The organism is Pantoea sp. NGS-ED-1003 (assembly GCF_000738765.1).
Taxonomy (GTDB): Bacteria; Pseudomonadota; Gammaproteobacteria; order Enterobacterales; family Enterobacteriaceae; genus Pantoea; species Pantoea septica.
In genome coordinates this window covers 156,994-172,806 of the sequence record NZ_JPQA01000001.1, presented here as the reverse complement: position 1 = coordinate 172,806, position 15,813 = coordinate 156,994, and the positions used below count along the sequence as shown (strand labels likewise).

14 protein-coding genes are annotated in these 15,813 nt (G+C 59.2%); 5 read left to right on the top strand and 9 right to left on the bottom strand.

Annotated elements, in window-relative coordinates; translation table 11 throughout:
• Positions 1-99 precede the first annotated feature (99 nt).
• From JS46_RS00830 to pdeR, 3 genes are all read left to right on the top strand, one after another.
• Entirely contained in the window at positions 100-2,166 is a 2,067-nt protein-coding gene (locus tag JS46_RS00830; protein ID WP_033746844.1) for a carbon starvation CstA family protein, read from the top strand.
• Entirely contained in the window at positions 2,159-2,443 is a 285-nt protein-coding gene (locus JS46_RS00825; RefSeq protein WP_033746842.1) for a YbdD/YjiX family protein, read from the top strand. The genes JS46_RS00830 and JS46_RS00825 overlap by 8 nt, the downstream gene beginning before the upstream one ends.
• 159 nt (positions 2,444-2,602) lie before the next feature.
• On the top strand, positions 2,603-4,588 hold the full coding sequence (pdeR, locus tag JS46_RS00820; protein ID WP_033746840.1) for a cyclic di-GMP phosphodiesterase: 1,986 nt from the start codon (positions 2,603-2,605) through the stop codon (positions 4,586-4,588).
• A 12-nt stretch (positions 4,589-4,600) separates the two neighbouring features.
• Here the strand turns inward: pdeR and JS46_RS00815 are convergent, their stop codons facing one another.
• From JS46_RS00815 to araD, 3 genes are all read right to left on the bottom strand, one after another.
• On the bottom strand, positions 4,601-5,467 hold the full coding sequence (locus JS46_RS00815; RefSeq protein WP_033746837.1) for a crotonase/enoyl-CoA hydratase family protein: 867 nt from the start codon (positions 5,465-5,467) through the stop codon (positions 4,601-4,603).
• A gap of 140 nt (positions 5,468-5,607) precedes the next feature.
• Entirely contained in the window at positions 5,608-6,591 is a 984-nt protein-coding gene (gene kdgT, locus JS46_RS00810) for a 2-keto-3-deoxygluconate transporter (protein ID WP_033746834.1), read from the bottom strand.
• Positions 6,592-6,913: 322 nt separating this feature from the next.
• A complete protein-coding gene (gene araD / locus JS46_RS00805) occupies positions 6,914-7,615 on the bottom strand; it encodes an L-ribulose-5-phosphate 4-epimerase (RefSeq protein ID WP_033746831.1) in 702 nt (233 codons plus the stop codon).
• Between the two features lie 351 nt (positions 7,616-7,966).
• Between araD and osmB the strand changes: the two genes are divergently transcribed.
• Positions 7,967-8,182 carry an osmotically-inducible lipoprotein OsmB gene (osmB, locus tag JS46_RS00800; RefSeq protein ID WP_033746828.1) on the top strand — a complete coding sequence of 72 codons (216 nt, stop codon included), beginning with the start codon at positions 7,967-7,969 and terminating at the stop codon, positions 8,180-8,182.
• 83 nt (positions 8,183-8,265) lie between these two features.
• On the opposite strand, the gene yciH is transcribed toward osmB, so the two are convergent.
• The 5 genes from yciH to pgpB all read right to left on the bottom strand — a co-directional run bounded on the left by yciH (position 8,266) and on the right by pgpB (position 11,889).
• On the bottom strand, positions 8,266-8,589 hold the full coding sequence (gene yciH / locus JS46_RS00795) for a stress response translation initiation inhibitor YciH (protein WP_033746825.1): 324 nt from the start codon (positions 8,587-8,589) through the stop codon (positions 8,266-8,268).
• Complete coding sequence (pyrF, locus tag JS46_RS00790) at positions 8,586-9,308, bottom strand: orotidine-5'-phosphate decarboxylase (protein WP_033746822.1); 723 nt, start codon at positions 9,306-9,308, stop codon at positions 8,586-8,588. The genes yciH and pyrF overlap by 4 nt, the downstream gene beginning before the upstream one ends.
• Before the next feature lie 203 nt (positions 9,309-9,511).
• Positions 9,512-10,681, bottom strand: coding sequence for a lipopolysaccharide assembly protein LapB (gene lapB, locus JS46_RS00785; RefSeq protein ID WP_033746821.1), 1,170 nt, complete (start codon positions 10,679-10,681; stop codon positions 9,512-9,514).
• Between the two features lie 6 nt (positions 10,682-10,687).
• A complete protein-coding gene (locus tag JS46_RS00780) occupies positions 10,688-10,996 on the bottom strand; it encodes a LapA family protein (protein ID WP_033746819.1) in 309 nt (102 codons plus the stop codon).
• Between the two features lie 128 nt (positions 10,997-11,124).
• Entirely contained in the window at positions 11,125-11,889 is a 765-nt protein-coding gene (pgpB, locus tag JS46_RS00775; protein WP_033746816.1) for a phosphatidylglycerophosphatase B, read from the bottom strand.
• A gap of 229 nt (positions 11,890-12,118) precedes the next feature.
• Between pgpB and ribA the strand changes: the two genes are divergently transcribed.
• Positions 12,119-12,715: a GTP cyclohydrolase II gene (ribA, locus tag JS46_RS00770; RefSeq protein WP_033746813.1), complete on the top strand. Its 597-nt coding sequence runs from the start codon at positions 12,119-12,121 to the stop codon at positions 12,713-12,715.
• Between the two features lie 114 nt (positions 12,716-12,829).
• Here the strand turns inward: ribA and acnA are convergent, their stop codons facing one another.
• Positions 12,830-15,511: an aconitate hydratase AcnA gene (gene acnA, locus JS46_RS00765; RefSeq protein ID WP_033746809.1), complete on the bottom strand. Its 2,682-nt coding sequence runs from the start codon at positions 15,509-15,511 to the stop codon at positions 12,830-12,832.
• Between the last annotated feature and the right edge of the window lie 302 nt (positions 15,512-15,813).

The window sequence follows — 15,813 nt, the reverse complement described above, 5'->3', positions numbered from 1 at the left end:
CACACTTCTCAACACATTAACTTTCACTTACATTCCATTACATTACCTTTGACTCGTTGTCTTTGAACGTCCCTTTCGGTTCATACAAGGAGTGAGGTCATGAAGAACGTCAAAACCAGTGTCATCTGGTTAGCGGTGGCGTTAGTCGGCGCGGGCGCATTCGCCATGCTGGCGTTAAACCGCGGCGAGCACGTTAACGCCGTCTGGCTGGTGGTGGCCGCCGTCGCCTGCTACAGCATAGCCTATCGCTTTTACAGCCTGTTTATCGCCCGCAATATTTTCGAGCTGGACGATCGCCGCCGTACCCCCGCCGAGCGCTTCAACGACGGCCTCGACTATGTCCCGACCAATAAATGGGTGCTGTTCGGTCACCACTTCGCCGCGATCGCCGGCGCCGGACCGCTGGTCGGGCCGATTCTGGCGGCGCAGATGGGCTTTCTGCCCGGCACCATCTGGATCCTCGTCGGCGTAATGCTGGCGGGCGCGGTGCAGGATTTCCTCGTGCTGTTTATCTCTACCCGCCGCGACGGCCGCTCGCTGGGCGAGATGGCGCGTCAGGAGCTGGGCGCCTTTGCCGGCGTGATTACCATGCTCGGCGCGCTCGGCGTGATGATCATCATCCTCTCCGCGCTGGCGCTGGTGGTGGTGAAAGCGCTGGCCAACTCGCCGTGGGGACTCTTTACCATTGCCGCGACCATTCCGATTGCGCTGCTGATGGGCGTCTATATGCGCTTTATCCGTCCCGGCAAAATCGCAGAGGTATCGCTGATCGGCTTTGTGCTGATGATGGCGGCGATTATCTACGGCGGCAACGTGGCGCAGGATCCCTACTGGGGCCCCTTCTTTACCCTGAAAGGCACCTCGCTGACCTGGGTGCTGGTCATTTACGGCTTCGTCGCCTCGGTGCTGCCGGTCTGGCTGCTGCTGGCGCCGCGCGACTATCTTTCCACCTTCCTGAAAATCGGCGTGATCGTCGGACTGGCGGTCGGCATCGTCTTCGCCATGCCGGAGATGAAGATGCCGGCGGTGACGCGCTTTATCGACGGCAGCGGCCCGGTCTTCGCCGGCCAGCTCTTCCCGTTCCTGTTTATCACTATCGCCTGCGGCGCCATCTCCGGCTTCCATGCGCTGGTTTCCAGCGGCACCACGCCGAAGCTGGTGGAGCGCGAGAGCCATATCCGCTTTATCGGCTACGGCGCGATGCTGATGGAATCTTTCGTCGCCATCATGGCGCTGATCTGCGCGTCGGTTATCGATCCCGGCGTCTACTTCGCCATGAACGCGCCAGCGGCGCTGATCGGCACCACGGTCGAGAACGCCTCGCAGGTCATTAACGGCTGGGGCTTCGTGGTGACGCCGGAGATGCTCTCGGGCATCGCGCGCGACGTCGGCGAGGCTTCGGTGCTGTCGCGCGCGGGCGGCGCGCCGACCTTTGCAGTGGGCATGGCGCATATCATCACCGACGTCTTCAACAGCCGCGCGATGATGGCCTTCTGGTATCACTTCGCCATCCTGTTCGAAGCGCTGTTTATCCTGACCGCCGTGGATGCCGGGACGCGCGCCTGCCGCTTTATGGTGCAGGATCTGGTCGGCACCGTGGTGCCGTCGCTGGCGAATAACCGCTCGTGGGTGGGCAATATGGCGGGCACGGCGGTCGCGGTCGCCGGCTGGGGCTTTTTCGTCTATCAGGGCGTGGTCGATCCGCTGGGCGGCATCAATACCCTGTGGCCGCTGTTCGGCATCGGCAACCAGATGCTCGCCTCGATGGCGCTGATCCTCGGCACCGTGGTGCTGTTTAAGATGAAGAAGCAGCGCTACGCCTGGGTGACGATTCTGCCGACCGTCTGGCTGTTTATCACCTCGATGACGGCGGGCTGGCAGAAGATTTTCCATGAGAAGCCTTCGATCGGCTTTCTGGCGCAGGCGAACAAGTTCCGCAAAGGCATCGACGAAGGGGTGATTATCGCCCCGGCGAAGAGCGTGGCGGATATGCAAACCATCGTCTTCAGCAACCAGATTAACGCCGTGCTGTGCGGCTTCTTTATGCTGGTGGCGGTCACCATGCTGATCGCCGCCTTCTTCGTGATTCGCCGCGCCCTGCGCAGCAACGTGCCGACCACGCACGAAGCGGAGCCGTCGCTGCGTAAGGTGGTGCACCATGTCTGATGCGATTCGCCGCGCCGCCCGTCCGGCGCGCCTCAACGCCATTACCCGCTGCCGTCCGCTCGACGCGCCCAAACGCTTTAGCTGGCGAACGCTGTGGCGCGGCCTGCAGCAAAGCTTCCGGCTGATGGTGGGCGTGCAGGATTATCAAAATTATCTTCAGCATATGCAGCGTCAACACCCGGATCTGGCTCCGATGAGCGAACGCGATTTTCATCGTTACTGTCTTGATGCCCGGTTCCCCAGTCAGGCAGGCAAGCTGGGAAAATGTCCTTGTTAAGCAGGTAAATCGGCCCCGCGACGCGGGGCTTTTTTGTGCCATTCTTTATCAGACCGGAAAATATATTTGGCTGGCATCTTGTGCTGAAGTGAGATGCCGAATACTGTTGATAAAATAATGAGATAACGCCAGTAGAGCACTCCCCCGGAGGACCTTTCCATGACCGATGAACAAGGGCAAACGTTGCTGTATACCTTGTTTGGCACGACCAGCCCTCATTGGCGCCTGACCACCGACAGCGACGCCCTGCATTTTGCAGAGGATGAAAACGCGCACACCAACATCGCCGTTGCGTTGACGCCCGCGCAGGCCACCCTGTTGCGCGCCATGACGGTGATCACCTCCAGCGTAAACCTGACGCTGCCGCTGCACGGCACGCCGGTGCCGATGCATTTCGTCGGCCGCAAGGTAAACCAGTCGAGCTGGGCCGGCACCGCCTCCGCGTGGGGTGATACCTCCGCCGTCGCGCGCGATTTGACGCTGGGGCTCTCGTTTGCCGAACAGGTGGTCTCTGAAGCTAACTCGGTGATCGTGATTGTCGATCAGCGCGGCAATATTCAGCGCTTCAACCGCCTCAGCGAGGAGTACACCGGCCTCAACGAGCACGAAGTGATCGGCCGCAACGTTTTCCAGCTGTTTATGACCAAACAGGAAGCGGCCGCCTCGCGCCGCAACATCGCCGGCTTCTTCCGCGACGGCAATTCCTATGAGGTGGAACGCTGGGTGAAGACCCGCAAGGGCCAGCGACTCTTTCTGTTTCGTAATAAGTTCGTTCACAGCGGTAGCGGGAAAAATGAAATTTTCCTCATCTGTTCCGGAACGGACATAACCGAGGAGCGACGGGCTCAGGAGCGCCTGCGGGTGATGGCGAACACCGATACGGTGACCGGTTTGCCTAATCGTAACGCGATCCACCAGCAAATTAGCCTGGCGCTGGAGCTGGCGAAAGAGGATGAGACCGGCGTGGTCTACCTCGATCTCGATAATTTCAAGAAGGTGAACGACGCCTACGGCCATATGTTCGGCGATCAGCTGCTGCAGGCGGTGTCGCTGGCGATCCTCAGCTGTCTGGGGAAAGACCAGACGCTGGCGCGCCTCGGCGGCGACGAATTCGTGGTGCTGGCGGAGCACACCAGCCAGGCGGCGCTGGAGGCGATGGCGTCGCGCATTCTCGAGCGTCTGCGCCAGCCCTTCCGTATCGGCCTGATTGAGGTCTACAGCGGCTGCTCTATCGGCATCGCGCTGGCGCCGCTGCACGGCGAGGATCGCGAAAGCCTAATCCGCAACGCCGACACCGCGATGTATCACGCCAAAGAGAACGGGCGCGGCAAGTTCTGCGTCTTCGCCTCTGAAATGAATCAGCGCGTGTTTGAATATCTCTGGCTCGACACCAACCTGCGCAAGGCGCTCGATCAGGATCACCTGACGGTGTTCTATCAGCCGAAGCTCGACAGCGACGGCGTGGTACGCAGCGCGGAAGCGCTGGTGCGCTGGAATTCGCCGGAGCGCGGCATGGTTTCGCCCGCCGACTTTATTCCCTATGCCGAAGAGTCGGGGCTGATTGTGCCGCTCGGCCGCTGGGTAATGCTGACCGTGCTGCGGCAGATTCTGGCCTGGCGCGAAGAAGGCATTAATCTCCGCGTGGCGGTCAACGTCTCGGCGCGACAGCTGATCGACCAGAGCATCTACAGCGATCTCAAGCTGGCGCTGATGGATAGCGGACTGACGGAGTGCCCGATCGATATCGAGCTGACCGAAAGCTGCTTGATTGAAAACGAAGCGCAGGCGCTGACCCTGATGAAGCAGTTCCAGGAGCTGGGCGCGCAGGTGCATCTCGACGATTTCGGCACGGGCTACTCTTCGCTGTCGCAGCTGGCGCGCGTGCCGATCAACGCCATCAAGCTTGATCAAAGTTTTATTCGCAATATTAATGAGCAGCCGGTCTCGCAGTCGCTGGTGCGCGCGATTGTCGCCGTCGCTAAGGCGCTGACGCTGGAAGTCATCGCCGAGGGCATCGAGACGAAAGCGGAAGAAGAATTTGTTCTCCTCAACGGCGTGGACGGGCGTCAGGGCTATTTCTACGCAAAACCAATGCCCGCAGAACAGTTCGGGCATTGGCTGGCTAAGCATCCTGCCCGCGTTTAAAACTCCGCGTTATTAGCCCGCTTTACGCAAGGATGCGCTATGGCGGTTTTGTAGCTGCACCAGACGTTCCATATAGGCAATGTCTTTCGGCTCCAGCGTAAAGGCATAATCGACCCAGTCCTCAGTGATATCCATCAGCTCGGCGCGCGACAGTTGCAGAACGCGCTGGCGCGCCTTCAGCATGGCGCGCACGCCGTTCAGCTTCGGCCGCAGCGTATCGATAAAGGTACGCGTGCAGCGGTAGCTTTCGCCGGGCTGGAACACCTTGTCCACCAGACCGCGCGTCTCATACCATTCGGCGCTGTGCGACTCCCCTTCGCATATCAGCTCTTCCGCCAGCTTCATCCCGGCCCGACGCGCCACTAAAGAGTAGCCGCCCATCCCGGGGAACAGGTTGAAGGCGATCTCCGGGAAGCCGAGCCGCGCGTTGTTTTGCGCCAGGATAAAGTGGTGCGCCAGCGCGGCCTCGAAGCCGCCGCCTAACGCGCTGCCCTCAATCATCGCAATGGTGACCGCGCCGGTGTCGAAGCCGCGCGCCGCCGAGTGAATGCAGTCGACGCAGGCCCGCGCATAGGCGCGCAGCGCCTCGCGGCGGTTGTTGCGAATGCACTCGACAAAGAAGCGCAGATCGCCGCCCGCGTTGAACATCTGCGGCACCAGCGAACCGGTGACCCAGAAATCGATCGGCAGACCGGAACGCTGGGCCGCATAGCTCAGGTTCATGATCTCCTCGATCAATTCATGGTTGAAGCTGGGGCGCGGCTGCGCCCTCAGCATCATCCACATGGTGCGGCGGCCCTCTTCGTAGTACGCGGCAAGCTGGGTGGTCTGTCCCACTTCGGTGAACAGTCGGCAGGTTGGTTGGTTAATTACTGTCATCGTCTCATCCTCTGTTTATTTGATGCGTTAAACGCAACATCAGCGTAATGCAGAGAGAGGCCAGACCAAATGAGAGTTTGATTTATAAAGTAAAATCCAGAGATATCCCCGACTTAGAGGTCGGGGATGCTTAAGCGGGGTTACTTAATTGCCGCGCGCTGGCCAACCGCAACGCGAGAACGCTTAACGCGTTTTGAATAGACAGCAGTTATCACTGGCACCAGCACAGAGGTGACAATCACCGACGTCGCTACCAGCGCGGTGGCGGCTGGCGCAACCGGTTTAAACTGCGGCAGCATTTCCGCTATCAGCACCGGCGTCGCTACCGCTGCGCCCGCCGTGCTCGACGCGGCGATGCCTGCGGTGCCGTCGCCGCCGCCGATCAGCCGGTCGGCGATAATCAGCGGAATGCCGGTAACAATGATGACCGCCACGCCCAGCAGAATGCCCAGCAGGCCGGTTTGCGCGATCACCGTGAGATCAATGGTGTTGCCCAGCGCAAAGGCGAAGAAAGGAATAAGCGTGTGCACCGCTTTGCCGAAAAACTCCCGCAGTTCCGGATCCAGATTGCCGAGGGCAAAGCCGATCAGAAACGGCAAGACCGCGCCGACGAAGACGTGCGGTTCAAAAGAGGCGATGCCGGCCGTGCCGAGGATGACCATGGTCATCAGCGGGCCCGACTCCAGCGACATCAGCACAAAGGCGCCCGCCTCCTCTTTGCTGCCGTACTGCTGCATGATCGAGGCGTAGAGGCCGCCGTTGGTCATATCCATCGCCGCCACCAGCGCCAGCGTCGAGAGCCCGGCGAACATGCCGACCTCGACGCCGTTCTTGGGTACGACGCGAGACGCGATCGCCGCCACTATCCAGGCCACCGCGATTTTAGTGATCACCAGCGTGCCGGACTTGCGCAGGACTGCGCCGGTGGCGCTCAGCTTGATAGAAGCGCCCATACAGAAGAACCAGATAGCCAGGATCGGCACCGTACCGGTCATCAGGCCATTGCTGAAGGAACCCAGGTATTTGCCGGCGCCAGGCGTCAGCGTGTGGCAAAGCGCGCCGAGAAAGAGCGGGATGAGCATCATGCCGCCAGGTATTTTATCGATAGCACGTTTGATATGCATAAGGGATCACCTTTGCTGTACAGAGGGAGGTGCGTTTTTTATGCCCGAGGGCGTGACAGCAAAGTACGGGTCGCAGCGAGGGAAAACAGTGATCTCATCGTAAAAATGAAACGCTGTTTTATTTTTAGTGACCGGTATGTTTCGTTATTTTGATCGCCGTCGCCATACTAGCGAAATCGCTAACGGGATTAGCGGTTGTTTAATAATGCACGCAGGCGGCATCAACCGAAGGCAACGTGGTAATGCGGAGCGCCTTAACCTTCGGTTGATACCGCCTGCGTGTTGATGCTTACGTCATCTTTCACATCGCTGGCGCGGCGGATTACTCTTTTTGGCCGTACCAGGCGTTTTTGCCGTGCTTGCGCAGGTAGTGCAGGTCGAGCAGCGTCTGATTAATCGGCGGCAGGTCGGCGCGCAGCTGCTGACTGAACAGCCCCATATAGGCCACCTCTTCCAGCACCACGGCGCTGTGCACCGCCGCATGGGCGTCGCGTCCCCAGGCGAACGGCCCGTGCGAGTTTACCAGCACCGCCGGAATAGCGCTGGGCGAGAGATCGCGCTGGGCGAAGGTCTCGATAATCACGCCGCCGGTGTTCCACTCGTAGTCGCGCTGAATTTCATCGTCATACATGGCGCGGGTACAGGGGATTTCGCCATAAAAGTCGTCCGCGTGGGTGGTGCCCCAGGCCGGGATCGCCCGGCCGGCCTGCGCCCAGATGGTGGCGTGGCGCGAATGGGTATGCACGATGCCGCCAATCTCGGGCCAGGCCAGATAGAGCGCGCGGTGGGTGGCGGTATCGGACGAAGGACGCTTGTTTCCCTCGACAACCTCGCCGCTGGCGAGATCGACCACCACCATATCGTCGCGCTGCATGCTGGCGTAGCTGACGCCCGAAGGCTTGATCACCAGTAAACCCTGCTCGCGATCCACCGCGCTAACGTTGCCCCAGGTAAAGGTCACCAGGTTGTAGCGCGGCAAATCCAGGTTCGCTTCCAGAACCTGCTGTTTGAGTTGTTCCAGCATTGTTTTCTCCTGCTCAGATTGATCTCTGAATTGTGCAGGCGCTGGCTAAAAAGCTTATGGAGAGACTGGCTGGAAAAGAGGCGGAAAACGGCTGATAAATAAAAAATGTGGCGCGAATTAGGAATCTTCCATCTTCGGAAAATTTGCATAAGGCTTAGAATTCACTCATGCAATGGGCGGATCTGTTTGCCGACTGCATTTATCTGCCCGAGACAACATTGTCCATAGTGAAAGGCATATCGGCATCTTCAGGGAAGAAGCGATGGCGTAATACGGGTAGATATAAGAACAGAGGAAAAAAACACCTATACTGAGTGTGTTGCCTCTGTGAGCACAACCAAGGAGAAGTTTATGACAACAACCATGAAACGTATTACCGCAGCTGTTTTGGCTACCACTTTAGTTGTCGCGCTGAGCGGCTGTTCCAACTGGTCAAAACGCGATCGTAACACCGCTATCGGCGCCGGCGCTGGCGCAATTGGTGGTTCGGTGTTAACGCACGGCAGCGCGCTCGGCACGCTGGGCGGCGCGGCGGTGGGCGGCGTTATCGGTCATCAAGTCCATTAATGACCGCAAAGCCGTTTTAATAATAAAAGGCTACACAGCGTATCAACATAACCATCGGGCTACAGACGTAGCCCGATTTTTATTTAACCGCCCGCCAGCTTGACCTTCAGCCCTTTCGCTTCCAGCAGCTGTTTAAGCAGATCGCGTTTGTCGCCCTGGATTTCGATAACGCCCTCTTTCACCGACCCGCCGCAGCCGCATTTTTTCTTCAGCTCCGCGCCCAGCTTGTTCAGGGCGTCGTCGTCGAGATCGAGTCCGGTAATCAGGCAGACGCCTTTGCCTTTGCGGCCGCTGGTCTGACGCTGAATGCGCACGATGCCGTCGCCTTTCGGGCGTTCGACCTTCTCTTGCGGCTGCTCGATGCGGCCCGCGTCGGTGGAATAGACCAGCGGATTGTCGCGGCTCATGCGGACTCCTTAAGCGAGGTTAAAATAGCTGACAGCGTGGCGGCGGGATCGGCCGACTGGGTAATCGGACGCCCGATCACCATATAGTCTACCCCCGCCTGCTGCGCCTGCTGCGGCGTCATGATGCGGCGCTGATCGCCAGCGTCGCTGCCTGCCGGACGGATGCCCGGCGTCACCAGCGCGAAATCGGCGCCGATAGCGGTTTTGAAACGCGCGGCCTCATGGGCCGAACAGACCACGCCGTCGAGGCCGCACTCGCGAGTCAGCTTCGCCAGGCGTTCCGCCTGTTCGGCGGGAGACAGAGTAATGCCGAGGCCGCGCAGATCCTCGGCGTCCATGCTGGTTAACACCGTGACGGCGATCAACAGCGGCGCCTCCTTGCCGAACGGCAGCAGCGCTTCGCGCGCGGCGTTCATCATGCGCGCGCCGCCGCTGGCGTGCACGTTCACCATCCAGACGCCCAGATCGGCCGCCGCAGCGACCGCATGGGCGGTAGTGTTGGGGATGTCGTGAAATTTAAGGTCGAGAAAGATTTCGAAGCCGCGCTGCTGCAGATCCTTCACCAGCGCCGGGCCAAACAGCGTGAACATCTCCTTGCCGACTTTTAAGCGGCAGCTCTGCGGATCAATCTGGTCGACGAAACGCAATGCGCTGTTGAGATCGTGATAATCGAGCGCCACCACAATGGGCGACGCGGTCACGGTTGACGATAAAGGCATGGCATTTCCTCGTAGTTGACGGCGACAGGCAAAGGGGACAAACGGCAAGCATTCTACCCGCGCCTCTCGCCAGGGACAACGTTTGCGGCGCCCTCGCCGCCTGCATGGCGACAAGTTGCACATTGCCGCGCAGACGTTTCTGATCCCTTTTATAGTATGTTGTAACTAAGGAAAATTAAGGCATAAAATGGCGCGACGGTCGGCTATTGACCGTCGAGTCCGCGAATCGGTTTGACCGAAGACCAGGTGCGGCAGGAAGGACAGTGCCAGTAGAGCGCGTGAGCGGTAAAGCCGCACTTCTGGCAGCGATAGCGCGGCTTGGTGCGGATCTGCTCGCCGACCATGTCGCGCAGCACCATCAGGCTCTCTTTGGCGCGTCCGTCTTCCGCTTCGTGCAGGTGGAAGTCCATCAGGCGATGGAAAACGCGCATGGTGGGATGACGCTGCAGCTGGCGATTGATATAGAGCTGCGCCGCTTCCGGCCCTTCATGGCGCTCGAGAATATCGGACATATAGAGTTCGGCCGCCGCGCCGGTGTTCTCATCTACGCAGCGCTGCAGAAAGGCTGCCCAGGCGTCAGGCTGATTCAGCCGCTGATAGCAGGTTTCCAGCATCGGCAGCGTTTCGCTCACCAGCTCTTTATCCTGATCCAGCACGCGCTGCAGATGGTCGATCGCTTTAACGTACTCGCCCTTTTCAATCAGGATACGCCCCATCATGATCGACACGCGCGCGCTCTGGCGATCGGCCGCTTCGCCTTTTTTCAGCAGGCTCATGGCGCGATCGAGATCGTCGCTGCTCATCGCCTGTAATGCCAGTTCGCAGTAGAAGTGGGCGATCTCCCCTTTCTGCTTATCTTTGCCCAGCTTCACCAGCCGCTCGGCGACCTCTATCGCCTGATGCCAGTCGCTGGTCGCCTGATGGATCAGCAGCAGCTGCTGCAGCGCGCTGATGCGGAAGTCGGTTTCATCGGTCAGCTGCTTGAACATATCTTCGGCGCGATCGTAAAGCCCGGCGGCCATATAGTCGCGACCCAGCTGCTGGATCGCCAGCAGGCGCTGATCGTAGTTGAGCGAAGCGCTCTCCATCAGCGACTGGTGAATGCGTATCGCGCGATCCACCTCGCCCCGCGAGCGGAACAGATTACCCAGCGTCAGGTGCGCCTCTACCGTGCCGCTGTCCTCTTTCAGCATATCGAGAAAGAGATCGACCGCTTTGTCCTGCTGGTTGGAGAGCAGAAAGTTAACGCCTGCGACGTAATCCCGCGACAGGCGACTCGCTTCCTGTTGCTTGTCCTGTTGCGCGCTGCGTCGCCCCATATACCAGCCGTAAGCCGCAGCGACGGGCAATAACAGAAACAGCAATTCATGCATGGAGGACTATTCCCGACCCGCGACGGCGGTCGATGAGGCGGCGGGCGGCGCGCTTTTATCCAGCTGCGTCTGCATACGTTTGATTTTGCGCTGCGCATGCCCCAGCGAAACGCGGACGCGCAGCCAGAAGAGACCGCAGATGGCCCAGCCCAGCACAAAGCCCGCGCCGAACAGCGCAGCCAGCAGCGTAGAGATACGGAATTCGCCCTGCGCCAGCAGATAATTGAAGGTGATGACCTGGTCGTTATGCGCGCCTAAGGTGACGGAAATGATAAAAATGACCAATACCACTAAGAAAATCAGCAAATATTTCACAGTGCATCCTGTTGTGAGGTTATCCGGTAGAAGTATGCCAAAAAAGCGGCAACAATGCTGCTCCCTGCAGCGCCAGGCGCATCGCGTCTACGCAAGCGCAATCAATAATATGGGGATAAAGTCCGGAATTACAATCCGTTTTCCCGCTGCGCCACTTCCTTTCGCTCTTCGGGCGGCAAGGTAAGCGGGCCGCAAAAGCGCTGCGCCAGCCAGGTGGCGAAGGAGACCAGCAGCCAGGAGAGCGCCACCGCCACCGCCAGATCGCCCGGCCAGTGCATGCCCAGCAGCAAACGGCTGGCCATTACCGCACCCGCCCAGACGCCGACTACCGCGATGGTGACATAGCGGCGGCGCGGCCAGAGCAGGCTCAGCGCCAGCAGCGCCCAACTGGCGGCGAACAGCGTATGGCCGGAAGGAAAAGCGAAGCCGGTTTCAAACGCCCAGTGGCGCTTCAGCCAGCCTGGCAGCATCTGGTCGCTGGCGAGCAGCTGATCGACGCGCTGACCGCGCTCTTTGCGCGTCATGCTGTAAAACTCGCGATCGTCGAGGCCGTGGTTATGCTCAAGCCAGACGACATACGGACGCGGCTCCTGAACCTGATCCTTGATATAGGATTTGGTGTATTGCCCGGTGAGAATGGTGGCGTTCATGATCACCAGCAGCAGCAGCGCGGGCCTGAGGCGAAAGCGCAGGCACCAGAGCACCCAGAGACTGAGCAACAGGCTGGTCAGGGTGCCCCAGGGACGCGTCACGGTTTCGGTCATCCAGTAAAGGACGTGCAGCACCGCGTCGCTTTCGCCAGGCTGCCAGCGCCAGCCGGTCGCCCAGACCACGAGCGGAATGATCATCAGCAGCAACATGCCTGCCGTAGTGCGACGCAAAATCTGCAGCATCCTTTCTCCTCTGGTACGGCCTCATTTTGCCGCTTGAAAATAACTTTATCTTAAAAAATAATAACATAACTTGTTGCGCATTGGATAATCGTGCTTTATCACTACAATCGCTCTGACAAATTACCAGCCCAACTTCACGTTGTGGCACAATATTGCCAATTTTTTCAGGCCATACTGGCCTGTGCGCTGTTTTAGAATAGCGCATCCTCTGAAGGTTCTGGAGAGTCACATGCAGCTTAAACGGGTGGCAGAAGCCAAACTGCCCACGCCCTGGGGCGATTTCCTCATGGTAGGTTTTGAAGAACTGGCAACCGGTCACGATCACGTCGCGCTCATTTTCGGCGACATCAGCGATAACACGCCCGTGCTGGCGCGCGTTCATTCGGAATGCCTGACCGGCGACGCGCTGTTCAGTTTACGCTGCGATTGTGGTTTTCAACTGGAAGCGGCGCTGAACGCTATCGCCGAAGAGGGTCGCGGCGCGCTGCTCTATCATCGTCAGGAAGGCCGCAATATCGGCTTGCTGAACAAGATCCGCGCCTATGCGCTGCAGGATAAAGGCTATGACACCGTTGAAGCCAACCATCAGCTCGGCTTTGCGGCGGACGAGCGCGACTTCACGCTGTGCGCCGATATGTTTAAGCTGCTGGGGGTGAACGAAGTACGTTTGCTGACCAATAATCCGCGTAAGGTGGAGATCCTCAGCGAAGCTGGCATCAATATCGTTGAGCGCGTGCCGCTGATCGTCGGTCGCAACCCGAAGAACGCGCACTACCTGGATACCAAAGCCGCGAAGATGGGCCATTTGCTGCCGAAATCGGAATAACTGCTTTCAGTTTTAATAGCTGAGACGCGGGCGGCAGGGTTCGAAGAGCAAAGCGACCTGCGCCGACCGCGTTATTGCCGTATTGGGAAATGCCGGGTTTCCCCGGCATTGCGCTTAGTTAAGCATATTGCGAATAACGTAGTGCAGAATGCCGTCGTTGCGGTAGTAGGTCAGTTCGTTGCCGGTATCGATGCGGCAACGCGTATCCAGCGTCTCCTGCGTGCCGTCCGGGCGCGTCATCGTTACCTGCACCGTGCAGCCCGGCTGCAGCTGCGACAGATTATCGATATCAAACACCTCTTCGCCGGTCAGCTGCAGCGTTTTACGCGTCACGCCCGTCGCGAACTCCAGCGGCAGAATGCCCATGCCAATCAGGTTGGAACGGTGGATACGCTCGAACGACTCGGCGATCACCACGCGCACGCCCTGTAAACGCGGGCCTTTCGCCGCCCAGTCGCGGCTCGAACCGGAGCCGTACTCTTTACCGGCAATCACCGCCAGCGGCGTGCCCTCCTGCTGATACTTCATCGCCGCGTCATAAATCGCCAGCTGCTCGCCGCTGGGGATATGGCGCGTATAGCCGCCTTCAACCCCGGGCACCATTTCGTTGCGAATACGGATATTGGCGAAGGTGCCGCGCATCATCACTTCATGGTTGCCGCGTCGTGAGCCGTAGGAGTTAAAGTCGGCCCGGTCAACGCCGTGAGACTGGAGATAGCGTCCCGCCGGACTGTCCGCTTTGATGCTGCCGGCGGGCGAAATATGGTCGGTGGTTACAGAATCGCCGAGCATCGCCAGCACGCGCGCCCCTTTAATATCTTCAACCGGTTTCGGCTCGCGCTCCATATCGTCAAAGAACGGCGACAGGCGAATATAGGTAGAGCCCTCGTCCCACGCATAGGTGGCCGCTTCGCTCACTTTAATCTCCTGCCACTCTTTGGTGCCGTAGAACACCTCGGCGTACTCTTTATGGAACATGTCGCTGGTCACCTGCTGCACCGCCGTGGCGATCTCTTCCGGCGACGGCCAGATATCCTTCAGGAAAACGTCCCTGCCCTGCGCATCCTGTCCCAGCGGTTCGGTCTGCAGATTGATCTTCATATTGCCCGCCAGCGCGTAGGCGACCACCAGCGGCGGCGACGCCAGCCAGTTGGTTTTCACCAGCGGATGGATGCGGCCTTCAAAGTTGCGGTTGCCGGAGAGCACGGCGCCGACGGTGAGATCGCCCTCTTTGATTGCGGCTTCAATCTCGTCGGGCAGCGGCCCGGAGTTGCCGATACAGGTGGTGCAGCCGTAGCCAACCAGGTTAAAGCCCAGCTTATCGAGATAAGGCGTCAGCTGCGCGACTGCCAGATAGTCGGACACCACTTTCGAACCCGGCGCCAGCGAGGCTTTCACCCAGGGCTGACGCTTCAGGCCGCGCTCAACCGCTTTTTTCGCCAGCAGCCCCGCCGCCATCAGCACGCTCGGGTTAGAGGTGTTGGTGCAGGAGGTAATGGCGCTGATCACCACGGCGCCGTCTTCGATCTCATGGCTGAGACCGGTGCGGCTATCGGTATAGGTGACGGATTTATGCGCCGGCTGGCTGTGATTCACCTCCAGCTCGTTGCTGGCGTTGAACGCGGCAGGCACATCGCCAAGGGAAACGCGATCCTGCGGACGTTTGGGGCCGGCGATACTCGATTCTACGCTATCCATATCCAGCGCCAGCGAACTGGTGAAGATCGGCTCGTCGCCCGGATTGCGCCAGAGCCCCTGGGTTTTGGCGTAGGCTTCCACCAGCGCGACCTGCTCGGCATCGCGCCCGGTGAGCGTCAGATAGCCCAGCGTGACGTCGTCGATCGGGAAGAATCCGCAGGTTGCGCCATATTCCGGCGCCATATTGGCGATAGTCGCGCGATCGGCCAGCGGCAGATCCGCCAGACCGTCGCCGTAGAACTCTACAAACTTGCCGACCACGCCATGTTTGCGCAGCATCTGGGTCACGGTCAGCACTAAATCGGTGGCGGTAATTCCGGGACGCAGCTTGCCGGTCAGCTTAAAGCCGACCACGTCGGGAATGAGCATAGATACCGGCTGTCCGAGCATCGCCGCCTCAGCTTCGATGCCGCCGACGCCCCAGCCCAGCACGCCGAGCGCATTGATCATGGTGGTATGCGAGTCGGTGCCGACCAGCGTATCTGGCCAGGCGAACTGTTTGCCGTCGATCTGCTCATGCCAGACCGATTTGCCGAGATACTCCAGGTTCACCTGGTGACAGATGCCGGTGCCCGGCGGCACGACGCGGAATTTGTTAAAGGCCTTCTGGCCCCAGCGCAAAAAGACATAGCGCTCATGGTTACGCGCCATCTCCAGCTCGACGTTCTCTTCAAACGCGCTGTCGTCGCCGAAGCGATCCACGGTAACGGAGTGGTCGATAACCAGATCGACCGGCGAGAGCGGATTGACCTTCGCCACGTCGCCGCCGAGGCGTTTTACCGCTTCTCGCATCGCCGCCAGATCCACTACCGCCGGCACGCCGGTAAAGTCCTGCATCAGTACGCGCGCAGGCCGGTAGGCAATTTCTCGATCGGCATGCGCATTTTGCTGCCAGCCAACCAGCGCCTGAATATCCTCTTCCGTCACGGAATCGCCATCCTGCCAGCGCAGGAGATTCTCCAGCAGCACTTTTAACGATTTGGGAAGGCGGTCGATGTTGCCGAGGTGTTGGGCGGCGCGGGGTAGACTGAAAATATGATACTGCTGCTTGTCGACCTGCAGCGTGTCCTGACTCTGCTCGCGTAGGGTGTCCGACATAGCTCCTCCTTTTCTTATCGTGATCGCGGTAACCTCAGAGAGAACAAGGTTTATGTTAAAGATAGACTACATTTTCTTTAACGTTTTGATTACAACACGAAATGCTACACCATTGTGCAGACAAACGAAAACGCCCCGCAGAGTATGCGAGGCGCTGGCGAAAAGAATAAGGAGAAATACCGCTTTCAGGTTATACAGCAATCCATACGGCCGCTGCCCAGAATGCAAACGAGAATGCATATGCGCTCAGCCAGGAGATCTTAATGCTATTGATAGTCATATTCATACGTCACTCCTCCCGA

What these genes read in the sequence shown, in the direction of transcription:
- kdgT (WP_033746834.1), bottom strand. Translation starts at nt 6,591, where the DNA reads ATGCATATCAAACGTGCTATCGATAAAATACCTGGCGGCATGATGCTC.
- JS46_RS00830 (WP_033746844.1), top strand. Translation starts at nt 100, where the DNA reads ATGAAGAACGTCAAAACCAGTGTCATCTGGTTAGCGGTGGCGTTAGTC.
- JS46_RS00825 (WP_033746842.1), top strand. Translation starts at nt 2,159, where the DNA reads ATGTCTGATGCGATTCGCCGCGCCGCCCGTCCGGCGCGCCTCAACGCC.
- osmB (WP_033746828.1), top strand. Translation starts at nt 7,967, where the DNA reads ATGACAACAACCATGAAACGTATTACCGCAGCTGTTTTGGCTACCACT.
- pyrF (WP_033746822.1), bottom strand. Translation starts at nt 9,308, where the DNA reads ATGCCTTTATCGTCAACCGTGACCGCGTCGCCCATTGTGGTGGCGCTC.
- acnA (WP_033746809.1), bottom strand. Translation starts at nt 15,511, where the DNA reads ATGTCGGACACCCTACGCGAGCAGAGTCAGGACACGCTGCAGGTCGAC.
- pdeR (WP_033746840.1), top strand. Translation starts at nt 2,603, where the DNA reads ATGACCGATGAACAAGGGCAAACGTTGCTGTATACCTTGTTTGGCACG.
- yciH (WP_033746825.1), bottom strand. Translation starts at nt 8,589, where the DNA reads ATGAGCCGCGACAATCCGCTGGTCTATTCCACCGACGCGGGCCGCATC.
- pgpB (WP_033746816.1), bottom strand. Translation starts at nt 11,889, where the DNA reads ATGCTGCAGATTTTGCGTCGCACTACGGCAGGCATGTTGCTGCTGATG.
- ribA (WP_033746813.1), top strand. Translation starts at nt 12,119, where the DNA reads ATGCAGCTTAAACGGGTGGCAGAAGCCAAACTGCCCACGCCCTGGGGC.
- JS46_RS00815 (WP_033746837.1), bottom strand. Translation starts at nt 5,467, where the DNA reads ATGACAGTAATTAACCAACCAACCTGCCGACTGTTCACCGAAGTGGGA.
- araD (WP_033746831.1), bottom strand. Translation starts at nt 7,615, where the DNA reads ATGCTGGAACAACTCAAACAGCAGGTTCTGGAAGCGAACCTGGATTTG.
- lapB (WP_033746821.1), bottom strand. Translation starts at nt 10,681, where the DNA reads ATGCATGAATTGCTGTTTCTGTTATTGCCCGTCGCTGCGGCTTACGGC.